The sequence below is a fragment of the Citrobacter sp. Cpo142 genome (assembly GCF_030332425.1).
GTDB lineage: Bacteria > Pseudomonadota > Gammaproteobacteria > Enterobacterales > Enterobacteriaceae > Citrobacter > Citrobacter portucalensis.
This window is the reverse complement of sequence record NZ_JAOWHW010000148.1, coordinates 97,304-109,371: the sequence shown is the minus strand read 5'-3', so window position 1 is coordinate 109,371 and position 12,068 is coordinate 97,304. Positions and strand designations below refer to the sequence as shown.

General features: G+C 51.7%; 9 protein-coding genes. 5 read left to right on the top strand and 4 right to left on the bottom strand.

What is annotated here, in order from left to right:
* The 3 genes from OGY18_RS27595 to OGY18_RS25390 all read right to left on the bottom strand — a co-directional run.
* On the bottom strand, nt 1-161 hold a 161-nt coding region (locus OGY18_RS27595), incomplete at its 3' end, for a T6SS immunity protein Tli3 family protein (RefSeq protein ID WP_502873487.1).
* Nucleotides 162-170: 9 nt separating this feature from the next.
* On the bottom strand, nt 171-2,267 hold the full coding sequence (locus OGY18_RS25395) for a T6SS effector phospholipase Tle3 domain-containing protein (RefSeq protein WP_286554751.1): 2,097 nt from the start codon (nt 2,265-2,267) through the stop codon (nt 171-173).
* Entirely contained in the window at nt 2,260-4,800 is a 2,541-nt protein-coding gene (locus OGY18_RS25390) for a type VI secretion system Vgr family protein (protein WP_286554749.1), read from the bottom strand. The genes OGY18_RS25395 and OGY18_RS25390 overlap by 8 nt, the downstream gene beginning before the upstream one ends.
* A 550-nt stretch (nt 4,801-5,350) precedes the next feature.
* Here OGY18_RS25390 and OGY18_RS25385 point away from each other — a divergent pair.
* The 3 genes from OGY18_RS25385 to OGY18_RS25375 are packed head-to-tail and all read left to right on the top strand — an operon-like array spanning nt 5,351 to nt 7,919.
* Entirely contained in the window at nt 5,351-6,043 is a 693-nt protein-coding gene (locus OGY18_RS25385) for a D-lyxose/D-mannose isomerase (protein ID WP_286554747.1), read from the top strand.
* Between the two features lie 14 nt (nt 6,044-6,057).
* Nucleotides 6,058-6,918, top strand: coding sequence for a ketose 1,6-bisphosphate aldolase (locus OGY18_RS25380; protein WP_103771868.1), 861 nt, complete (start codon nt 6,058-6,060; stop codon nt 6,916-6,918).
* The gene (locus tag OGY18_RS25375; protein ID WP_148362560.1) at nt 6,915-7,919 is read left to right on the top strand and encodes a carbohydrate kinase family protein; all 1,005 of its coding nucleotides are present in this window, start codon (nt 6,915-6,917) and stop codon (nt 7,917-7,919) included. Before OGY18_RS25380 ends, OGY18_RS25375 begins: the two co-directional genes overlap by 4 nt.
* 154 nt (nt 7,920-8,073) lie before the next feature.
* Here the strand turns inward: OGY18_RS25375 and OGY18_RS25370 are convergent, their stop codons facing one another.
* The gene (locus tag OGY18_RS25370; RefSeq protein ID WP_003826666.1) at nt 8,074-8,805 is read right to left on the bottom strand and encodes a response regulator; all 732 of its coding nucleotides are present in this window, start codon (nt 8,803-8,805) and stop codon (nt 8,074-8,076) included.
* A gap of 288 nt (nt 8,806-9,093) precedes the next feature.
* Here OGY18_RS25370 and fdhF point away from each other — a divergent pair, with 288 nt between their 5' ends.
* Both fdhF and yjcO read left to right on the top strand, forming a co-directional pair.
* Complete coding sequence (gene fdhF, locus OGY18_RS25365) at nt 9,094-11,241, top strand: formate dehydrogenase subunit alpha (protein ID WP_081003612.1); 2,148 nt, start codon at nt 9,094-9,096, stop codon at nt 11,239-11,241.
* Nucleotides 11,242-11,332: 91 nt separating this feature from the next.
* Nucleotides 11,333-12,016: a Sel1 family TPR-like repeat protein YjcO gene (gene yjcO / locus OGY18_RS25360; RefSeq protein WP_148362562.1), complete on the top strand. Its 684-nt coding sequence runs from the start codon at nt 11,333-11,335 to the stop codon at nt 12,014-12,016.
* The last annotated feature ends 52 nt before the right edge of the window (nt 12,017-12,068 follow it).

Sequence of the window (12,068 nt, the reverse complement as noted above, 5' to 3'; positions counted from 1 at the left end):
TGGTAAACAACATATCCTTCACAATCATAACCGATCAACTCCAGGTAGCGATTATCATCAAACCGGTAAATTACCTGTGAGGGTATTTTTTTTGTACAGGCAGTGATAGCGCATAGTAAAACTGCTCCGATTATTATTCCTACCGTATTTCCCAGTTTCATAATTTATCCTTAAACGTTAAGCGGCTTAGGCATATCCCATTGCAGATTGGGAGTCTCGGTATTGTATATTTCATTGTGTCTGGCAGGTTTAACCGTTGTTGAATGACAATATTCGTTAACCACGCCAAACTCGCCTGTCGGTAAAATATCATCCGGTCTATTCATATGTTCTTTTGTATCTGCTTTATTCAATACCCCCGAGTTATAATAATTAACTGTATCCTGAAAACCATTACGCTTCATACGCCAGTCTCCGCGCAGGAGTAGCTCGGTCCAGAATTCTCCGCAGCGGTGATCAAATGCCCTGCATATTCCCACCGCCAGATCGAAGGCCATCGCTTTTACGGGGGCATCTTTCGACATAACGATAGAGGAATGCTGGCTGTAACCAACCTGCTCTGATTGCAGCCATTCTTTTTGCAGCTCATCCGGCGTTTTTTCATAAATCAACTGAACGGTCTTATTGTATCCCCCGCCCAGAACAACGCCTTTGGTATATCGCTTACCATATTTTCTGGAGAACATCGCAAGTTCAGTGGGCGTTAATTCCTGGCCCGGCTGTAAATAATCGAAACCTGCGCCGCTGAGATTTTTGAAATCTGTCTCAGTGCGCGCAATAACCGTGGCTTTTGCAGAAAATGAGATGTCCTGATCGGGTGAACCCGGCGCTATCGAATATTTATACTGACTTCCCGCACCCTGTAACTGGTGTCTGAAGGTGACGGGGAGCTGCTCCCCATTCACAACAACATCCGCAAATGTATATTGTCTGGTCGCCAGCGTATCCTGATCAAAACAATCCTTTTTTAACGCCGGCATTTCAAAAGGCACGCTCAGTGGGCTGCCGCCTATTTCAGGACCATTTTCGCAGAAAACCCGCTGGCGCAGATTATTTATGCCGCTGGCAATGTCGTGGGGGACTCCCCGCCAGCCCAACCCCTGGACGTTAAGTAATGAAACTACACTGTCATTGGGGCAAAAATAGTTATATACCTTGCCAAAGTTATTACGCGTATAGAGTTTATTCTGCCGCCACTGTGAATTGGTTTTACTCAGGCACAGCGCGCCTTCTAATTTATCGATCTCGGCCTGCGTGTGATATTCCCCCTTGCCATATCTGGCGTTGGTCGCCATCAACTGGCAGAAATTGCGGAACGTCTGCTGCCGGGCGCGATCCGTCTGGTGATGTCCGGGCGTCATACTTTCAGCAGCCGTTTTTTCCAGTGCGTAGGGAGAATGGTTGAGAATCACGCAATCGGCGGGATCGGCACCTGTTGCTTTTACCAGCATATTGGCCAGCATGGTAATTATCGTTCCCTGGGAGTGCGCAATGATATTAATGGGATCGAATTTTGTTGCCGGTTCTCTTCGAATCATCAGGATTAAATCAGCCAGCCGCTGCGCGGCAAAAAACTGATAAATACGGTGCGGGTTATCATAAATAGGGTGCGTAAAATCCCCAGCATTCAGATGAAATGAAGCAAATCCTGCCGTAGCGTTCGCAGGACCGCCGGATCCAGGGCCTAGCATATCCGGAATAGTGGTTGTCGCATTGGCAAAGGTACCACCGCCTTTGGCGTACACATCGTCCAGCACGTTGCCGAAATTATCATTCTGATATTTCAAGGTGGTTTGGGGAATATGCCCCAACTTTTCCAGCTTTGCGTGGTCATCTTCCTGATAGGCGTTGTAAGGCAGTTTTGCGGCGTCTCCTGATTTAGCCCGTTCTTCGCGATAACGCCGCTGGTCTTCTATATATGTCGCATGATCGACGGGTTTATACCCCCAATAAAATGGAATTACCGGGCTGCGTCCGGGCATTTTTACATTCTGCTGCTCGCCATCGCCCATATCCATTTTGTACTGCTGCCATTCATGCGGATACATATCCGTGCGGCCCATACGCTCATTCAGGCCAGCGATAATACCCTGCTCCTGATTCTGATAGGCCTCACCCACATCGTTGACGCCGTGCACAAGGATCACAATACAGGGCATGGAATACTTAACGGGCACGTCACAGACAGCCATTTTTCCGCCCGTTGATTTAGGCACGCCCTGTACACCTGTCGCCACCACCCGCGGATTAAAGGGACTGTTACTCATTTGGCAAAATCTCCATTTTCATTTCGTCCATTTCAGTCATATCCAATAACGGCGTCATTCCTTCATCGTCAGTGACGCCTTCAATGGTTTCGCCTGATGCCTTAGTCAGTCTGAATTTTGTATTCTTCAGAACATCGTCTGGGTTGCCAGAGCCATGTAATTTAATGCGGCGATGAAACTGCTCCTCCTGAAAGACAGGGGTTTTATCTTTCGCCGACTCCGGTCCGCTCCAGTCAAGAGAGGTGCCTTTCAACTGCACTTTTGCGGGAGAGAATATTTTTACAGAGCCGTCTTCATTTATTCTGATACCGCCACCACCGCACAAAAGCTGGATATTCTTCCTGGCGCTGATGGTTACGTTGCCGTTCATACTCTGAATATGAAAATGCTTATCAGAAAGCAGGCCCATTTCCCCGCGCTGCGCCTGGACGGAAATATCATCTTTTGCGGCGATGATTTTGATTCCGATAGCTCTGCTGAAAAGTGACAGGCCCTGTCCAACGGCCATTGAGAGTTTTTTAAAGACGTTAAAACTGCCGTTGCTGGCGGCGTTTAGCGACAAATCTTTGTCTGCTGATAATGCCATCGTTTGTGGTGTCAGCAGGGCCATACCGTGATCGGCGTAGGCCACCAGTCCCGAACGGGTAAGCTGTTCAAGCGCGGCGTTAAGCTGCTGCTGCGGCCCCATTTCGACATTTAACGCCTGCGCCGTCAGCGCACTTTGCTGAAGCGACGTTGCCAGCGTAAGCGCGGCCTGAAGCTGCTGAACCACTGCGCTCATATCAAGCTGCTTGCCCTGGGCTTTTGGCTGCGCCTCGGTCGTGAGTAATATCCCCTTTGCCGCCCTCAGGACCGCGCGGTCATCGGTGCGCAGTTCTGCGCCTTCGCCGCGCGGTTTACCACCAGCATCAACAAGATGGCCCATATTCAACTGCGTTTTACCGTACTCGGTACTCAGTTTGACGTGTTCCTGCCCGCGCCGATCCTCCATCCGCAGCTTATTAAAACCCGCAGTGCGGATGACATTGCGGGTATTATTGCGGCTGGTGACGGGGTCAGGCTTTGGAGCATGATGCAGGGCGTGCGCAATAAAAGGTCTTTCCGGATCGCCGCCTTCAAACGCAATGGCGACCTCTGTGCCCTGGATTAACGGAAAGTGATGACCATAAGTATCACCGGCATAAACCCGCGCCAGACGAACGGGCATGCTTTCATAACCTTGCCTGTGCTGGTCGAGGTCAAAATCAAACTTCACCCAATAGCGACCCTGCACATCGATATGAGCATATTGGTCATTGTCTATTGGTGATGAAACGATCGCGGGAACAGTACCTGCAATACGTGGCCGGGGTAGCGGCTGAGGTCGAAAACAAACGTTCTGGCTGTAGGGAATACCGATAAGCCGGGACTGGAGCGCTGCATCGCGCCTCCCCGTCACCTGCATTGCCGTTACCACAAATCCAGAGGCGAAGGCATGTGGAATGGCGCCGTCAATTTCCAGCACCATCCCCGGCACGATCGACGGACTGGTGGTCACACCGGTTAAAATGGATTGATTATTAAGAATAATTTCGTGATGCAGTTTGGCGTAAAACCAGCTGGACTCGCCTGGCTGCGCCTCGGCAAATTGCGATCCCGGCTGATGATGGATATCCGCATAGCGATACTCTGTGCCATATGCCGTAGCCCTTTCCGCAGACACATCGGCGTCAGCGTTTAGCATCTGCGAGTTTGCCAGCCTGTAATCAAAGTTCTTCACTTTAACGCCAGCGGAGGCAACGTTGTGCTTTGATACCAGCTGATCGATCGAATACTCATTTGATGTCAGCCCGGCATGGGATGAGTGCATAATCTTTTGATCAAAGAGGTATTGGCATTGTGAATCACTGAAAATAACCACCATAATGTGCGAAACAGCATGATGATTTGCGATCCTGAACCAGATCCCAACTTCTGACAGGATGCGGCTGATAAACGCTAAATCTGACTCCTCCCACTGAACAATCATTTCCCGGTTGGGATAGATACAAACAAGATTATCAAAGTCGATTTCATAATCGGCAAAAGCATGTTCTTTGAGGATCTGCGTGACCAGTTTCGGCACATTTATGTTCAGGTAAATAGCCGAACGCTTGCGTCGTGAGAGTAATGCCAGCTTATGCTCTAACCTGATTTCGTACAGTGACTCATCCGCTGATGTGCTAATAAGCGAAAATGACGTAATGACGCCTTCAATTTGCCGTTCATATAGCCACTTCTCAGAACCTTGAATATATTTATTCCAGTTATGATTAGGTGCTCTGATTTTCAGCGAGCCTTCAATGTTAAGAAGTGAGTCAGGAGGGATGTTTTTTTGTTTTGATGTGAATGTGATTTTATAACTGTATGGTTTACTTAAATTTTCATGACCTTCAATTGTTTCAACATCCAGCAACCCTAACTTACCCTCGTCCCTAACAGAGAATAAATACTTATTTATACTCTCCTCTGAAACTATACCTTCCAGATTATAGAACCCTGAACCTTTTTTCATTATCGCATCCCTTACCAAAAGAAAGTAATACATAAGAAATAAAGTCCAGCCAGCATATCAACAATAATAAAAAAAGGGTTATTTTTTTACTGGAAACAAATCTGGAAAGTGAAATAATTATTATTAGTTAAACGTGTAATATAATCCTTACATATAAATAAACGATTAACTGGCGCGAATTTAGATTCAATGACATCATTTTCTAACAAAACGGTTTATATAGCCCAGCATTCGTTTTTTCATCGTAAGGCAACAATCCAATAATCACATCCAAATGGTTCCAAAAACTGAGGCGCGACTAAAAAAACAAGTATTAAGGCAATGATTTTTAATAACATTTATAAAAACAGCCTTTTTATTTATTATTTTATTGAATAAATCACATCCTTCCATAAAAAAACACAATAAAATATAACTATTCCCTATTCTGCTGTGAGGGGAGAGGTAACTGGATTATGCCCATGTGTTCCTAAGGAAAGATTTTGGTTTTCTCCCTCTCCCTTTGAGAGAGGGCCGCATAAAGGTCATCTTATCAGCCACAGGAGAATCAATGAAACGCTCCGCAATAAACGAGATCCTTGGCCACACGCGCCAGTTTTTCTCTCAGCACGACGTGCACCTCCCCCCTTTTGCCAGTTTCCCGCCGACCCAATGGCGCAAGCTTGATGCCGCTGCCTGGAGCGAAGTTTTCGACCTCAAACTCGGTTGGGATGTCACTGCGTTTGGCGGAAACAATTTCGCCGCGCAAGGCTTAACGCTGTTCACCCTGCGTAATGGCTCGCCAAAAGGCATGCCTTACGAGAAATGCTACGCCGAGAAAATCATGCATGTTCGCGATGCGCAGGTCACGCCGATGCATTTTCACTGGCGCAAACGCGAAGACATTATCAATCGCGGCGGCGGCAATTTAATAGTGGAACTGTGGAATGCGGGGATCCGGGAGCAAACGGAGCAAACGGAGCAGACCGACGTAAGCGTGGTGATTGACGGCTGTCGGCAAACCCATGCGGCAGGCAGTCAGTTGCGCCTGACGCCGGGTGAAAGCATCTGCCTGCCGCCGGGCCTGTATCACAGCTTCTGGGCGGAAAAAGGTTTTGGCGACGTGCTGGTCGGCGAGGTTTCGTCTGTTAATGACGACGACCACGATAACCACTTTTTGCAACCGATCGCCCGCTATAACGACATTGAAGAAGACGAACCTGCGCAGCTGGTGCTGTGTAACGAATATCGCCTGTTCCGCTAACCAAGGAGCGCATTATGCCGTTGATATCTCTCGCTGATGGCCTTGCCCATGCCCGTGAGCATCGCTATGCCTTAGGGGCATTTAATGTTCTGGATTCACACTTCCTGCGCGCACTGTTTGCCGCGGCAAAGCAGGAACGTTCGCCGTTTATCATCAATATCGCCGAAGTACATTTTAAATATATCTCGCTGGATTCTCTGGTCGAAGCGGTCAAATTCGAAGCCGCACGGCATGACATTCCGGTGGTGCTAAACCTTGACCACGGCCTGCACTTTGAGTCGGTAGTTCGGGCACTACGCTTAGGGTTCAGTTCAGTGATGTTCGATGGCTCCACGCTGGAGTATGAAGAAAATATCCGCCAGACCCGCGAAGTGGTAAAGATGTGCCACGCCGTCGGCGTATCGGTGGAAGCCGAACTGGGCGCGGTGGGTGGTGATGAGGGCGGCGCGCTGTACGGCCATGCCGACGAGTCGCTGTTTACCGACCCGATGATGGCGCGTGATTTCGTCGACAGAACCGGGATTGACGCGTTGGCGGTCGCCATTGGCAATGCGCACGGAAAATATAAGGGCGAACCGGTGCTCGACTTCCCGCGTCTGGACGCTATTCGCCAGCAGGCGGCAATCCCGCTGGTACTGCACGGCGGCTCCGGTATCAGCGACGACGATTTCAAGCGCGCGATTGAACTCGGCATTCACAAAATCAACTTCTATACCGGCATGTCGCAGGCGGCGCTGTCGGCGGTAGAAACACGGATGGCGAATCGCCAGCCGCTGTACGACGAATTCGCCGAACTGCTGCTCGGCATTGAAGAGGCCATTACCGATACCGTTTCGGAACAGATGCGCATTTTTGGCAGCGCGGGACGGGTCTGATGGAACGCAAAGGCGTTATCGCCGCAGGCAACATGCTGGTCGATCACGTGCATCAAATTGTGCAGTGGCCGGAACGTGGCTGGCTGGCGGAAATCACCCGTAGCGAACGCGCCACGGGCGGTGCGCCGCTTAATGTGCTGCTGACGCTGGCAAAAATGCACACTGGGCTGCCGTTGCAGGCGGTGGGGTTAATCGGTCAGGACAGCGACGGCGACTACATCATGGCGATGCTGGAGCAGTATCACGTTAATCGCCAACACGTGCAGCGCACCACATTCGCCCCCACATCGATGTCGCAGGTGATGACCGATCCCAGCGGTCAGCGCACCTTTTTCCACTCACCGGGAGCCAATCGGCTACTCGATCTGCCCGCGTTTGAGCAACTGGATACCTCGATGAAAATCTTCCATCTGGGTTATCTGCTGCTGCTCGACAGTCTGGACATGCCGGATGAGGAGTACGGGACGCGTAGCGCACGGCTGCTGGCACAAATGCGCGACAACGGCTTTGAAACGTCGCTGGATCTGGTCTCACGCAAGGGCGACCCGCGCTACCAACCACTGGTAATGCCAGCCCTGCGCCATCTCGACTATCTGGTGATTAACGAGCTGGAAGCCGGGGAGTTCAGCGGGCTGGAGATCCGCCAGCCCAACGGCGAACTGCATATTGCGCACATCGCCACCGCCGCACGCGAATTATTGAATGCAGGCGTGCGCCAGCGGGTGGTGATCCACTGTCCGGAAGGTGCCTGGGGTGAAGCGCCGGATGTGCCGGGCGTCTGGATCCCGTCGCAATACCTGGCGCAGGAGGAGATCGTTGGCAGCGTCGGGGCGGGAGATGCGTTTTGCGCTGGATTTTTGTATGGCTGTCATGAGCGCTGGTCGCTGACGGACAGCGTCAGGTTGGCACACGCCTGTGCGCGGGCAAGTTTGCTATGCGCCAACGCGATAGATGGCGCGAAGACGCTGGCAGAGTTAAAAGCAGAAATGGCTGACGCCTGATGCGCTGCGCTTATCAGGCCTACGTTCGCATCGTCCGGAAATATGCCTGATAAGCGCAGCGCATCAGGCCTACGACCGTATCAGGCCTACGGGGTCGTTATCGCTTTTGTAGGCCGGATAAGGCGTTTACGCCGCATCCGGCAACTGCACACGATCACGCCGCCTTATCGTGATGTTGCACGTCGGCGGCAAACACATAACCCAGCCCGCGCAGGGTTTTGATCAACATTGGCTGGTGCGGGTTGTTCTCTATTTTTCGCCGCAGCCGCATGATTAACACGTCAATGGTGCGGTCAAACACCTCAACGCTGTCGCTGCGCGTCAGCTCCAGCAGTTGTTCCCGGCTCAGCACCCGGCGGGCATTTTGGGCCAGCGCCAGCAGCAGGCTGTATTCCCCCTGCGTCAACTCCACCTTCAACTGCTGGGGATTATGCAGCTGGCAACCGGCGGTATCGAGATGCCAGCCATTGAAAGAAAGCCCCGTGGTTTGCGGGCCGCCGCTTTCTGCCGTTAACACGCCAACGCGTCTGAGCACCGCCTTTACCCGAGCTACCAGCACCCGCGCATTGAACGGCTTACCGATATAGTCGTCAGCCCCCATTTCCAGCCCGACAACCACATCCGACTCGCTGCCAAGCCCAGTCAGCATCACCACCGGTAATCCGGGCCTCAACTTCTGCACCTGTTGTAGCACCATCAGGCCGTTAATATCGGGCAACATCATGTCCAGTAATACCAGAGCGATATCCGGCTGAGTCTCAATGCAGCGCAGCGCCTCCTGCCCGGTGTGACAGGCGGTCACCGTAAAGACGTGTTCGCTCAGCACATCCTGTAAAAGCGTGCAGACAGCGATGTCATCATCCACAACCAGTATGGCTGGCTTCATTGTTTTTCCCCATTTCTGGCCAACTTAAATGAGTGTGATTGATTCTGCACAGAGTGACAGCGATAAGGCACAAGGATGTGCGGGAAACATAACCTCGGTCACACTGCCGGGCCGTCACGTATTGGAGATTCGTCACGTCAAATATGACGACAGCCTGTTTTTCGTCAGAGTTTTGCGCAAAATTCGCCCGTAATATCGACTAATGCCCCTGATAAAAACATGGCATAAAAGATGCATAACAAAAACGACAAGCGCGTATGCGCGATTTGATTAACTGGAGCGAGACCGATGAAAAAAGTCGTCACGGTTTGCCCATATTGCGCATCAGGTTGCAAAATCAACCTGGTGGTCGATAACGGCAAAATCGTCCGGGCTGAAGCGGCGCAGGGGAAAACCAACCAGGGTACCTTGTGTCTGAAGGGCTACTATGGCTGGGATTTTATCAATGATACCCAGATCCTGACCCCTCGTCTGAAAACCCCTATGATCCGTCGCCAGCGTGGCGGCAAACTGGAATCCGTTTCCTGGGATGAAGCGCTTGATTACGTCGCCAGTCGTCTGAGCGCCATCAAAGCGAAGTATGGCCCGGACGCTATTCAGACGACCGGTTCATCTCGCGGTACGGGTAACGAAACCAACTATGTAATGCAAAAATTCGCGCGCGCCGTTATTGGTACCAATAACGTTGACTGCTGCGCTCGCGTCTGACACGGCCCATCGGTTGCAGGTCTGCACCAATCGGTCGGTAACGGCGCAATGAGTAATGCTATCAATGAAATTGATAACACAGATTTAGTATTCATCTTCGGGTACAACCCGGCGGATTCCCACCCGATCGTGGCGAATCACGTGATTAATGCTAAACGTAACGGGGCGAAAATCATCGTCTGCGATCCGCGCAAAATTGAAACCGCGCGTATTGCCGACATGCACATCGCGTTGAAAAACGGCTCGAACATCGCGCTGCTCAATGCTATGGGTCATGTCATCATCGAAGAAAAACTGTACGACCAGGCGTTCGTCGCCTCCCGTACGGAAGGATTCGAAGAGTACAGCAAGATCGTCGAAGGCTACACGCCGGAGTCCGTCGAAGATATCACTGGCGTTAGCGCGCAGGATATTCGTCAGGCTGCACGTATGTATGCCACGGCGAAAAGCGCGGCAATCCTGTGGGGCATGGGTGTTACCCAGTTCTATCAGGGCGTGGAAACCGTGCGTTCACTGACCAGCCTCGCAATGCTGACCGGCAACCTCGGTAAGCCGAGCGTGGGCGTTAACCCGGTTCGTGGGCAGAACAACGTTCAGGGCGCATGTGACATGGGCGCGCTGCCGGATACTTATCCGGGCTATCAGTATGTGAAAGATCCGGCTAACCGCGAGAAGTTCGCTAAAGCCTGGGGCGTGGAAAGTCTGCCTGCTCATACCGGCTATCGCATCAGCGAACTGCCGCACCGTGCAGCGCATGGCGAAGTACGCGCGGCGTACATCATGGGTGAAGATCCATTACAAACCGATGCTGAACTCTCCGCAGTGCGCAAAGGCTTTGAGGATCTGGAACTGGTCATCGTGCAGGATATCTTCATGACCAAAACTGCCGCTGCCGCAGACGTTATTTTACCGTCTACGTCATGGGGTGAGCATGAAGGCGTATTCTCCGCAGCTGACCGTGGCTTCCAGCGCTTCTTTAAAGCCGTTGAGCCGAAGTGGGATCTGAAAACGGACTGGCAGATTATCAGTGAAATCGCCACCCGTATGGGCTACCCGATGCACTACAACAACACCCAGGAAATCTGGGACGAGTTGCGTCATCTGTGCCCGGATTTCTACGGTGCCACTTACGAGAAAATGGGTGAACTGGGTTATATCCAGTGGCCTTGCCGCGACACCTCAGAAGCCGACCAGGGTACGTCTTATCTCTTCAAAGAGAAGTTCGACACCCCGAACGGCCTGGCGCAGTTCTTCACCTGCGACTGGGTAGCGCCAATCGACAAACTCACTGAGGAGTACCCGATGGTACTGTCTACAGTGCGTGAAGTCGGCCACTACTCTTGCCGCTCGATGACCGGTAACTGTGCGGCGTTGGCCGCGCTGGCGGATGAACCGGGCTATGCCCAGATCAACACCGCCGACGCAGAACGCCTGGGCATCCAGGATGAAGAGCTGGTGTGGGTGAACTCGCGTAAAGGCCGGGTCATTACCCGTGCGGCAGTCAGCGATCGTCCAAACAAAGGCGCGATTTACATGACCTACCAGTGGTGGATTGGCGCATGTAATGAACTGGTGACCGAGAACTTAAGCCCGATTACCAAAACGCCGGAGTACAAGTACTGTGCTGTAAACGTTGAACGCATTGCCGATCAGCGCGCTGCCGAGCAGTATGTCATTGATGAGTACACCAAGCTGAAAGCCAGCCTGCGCGAAAGCGCGATGGGTTAAGCTTCCCCTGACGGCCTCCATTCGGAGGCCGTTTTTTTATGCACATAATCTCTCTATACTGTTCATTCCCTACACTAAATCTAAATATAAGATGAAACGACTTTTCGCCTTGATGGTGTTAATGACATGCTTTGTCCATGCCGAAGAGCCCGGTAGTCAGTTTTTGAAAGCCGCCGAGTCCGGAGACCGACGTGCACAATATTTCCTCGCTGATACCTGGTTTAGCTCAGGCGATTTGGGTAAAGCGGAATATTGGGCGCAAAAAGCCGCCGACAATGGTGATGCCGATGCTTACGCATTGCTGGCTCAGATTAAGATTACCAATCCGGTCAGTCTGGATTACCCCGAGGCCAAAACGCTGGCGGAAAAAGCGACCCAGGCAGGCAGTAAAACCGGGGAAATTACGCTGGCGCGTATTCTGGTCAACACTCAGGCTGGACACACCGATTACCCCAAAGCCATTACCTTGCTGCAAAACGCCTCCGAGGACCTGGAAAACGACTCCGCCGTCGACGCGCAAATGCTGCTTGGGCTGATTTACGCCAACGGCGTGGGTATTCCCGCAGACGATGAGAAAGCGACGTGGTATTTCAAACGTAGCTCAGCCATTTCCCGCACCGGTTATTCCGAATACTGGGCCGGGATGATGTTCTTAAACGGTGAGCAGGGTTTTATCGTGAAGAATAAACAGAAGGCACTGCACTGGCTGAATTTGAGCTGTACGGAAGGATTCGATACCGGCTGCGAAGAGTTTGATAAGTTAACCAATGGGTAGCCGTTGTAGGCCTGATAAGCGTAGCGCCATCAGGCAACCCGGAGCAGGTTGC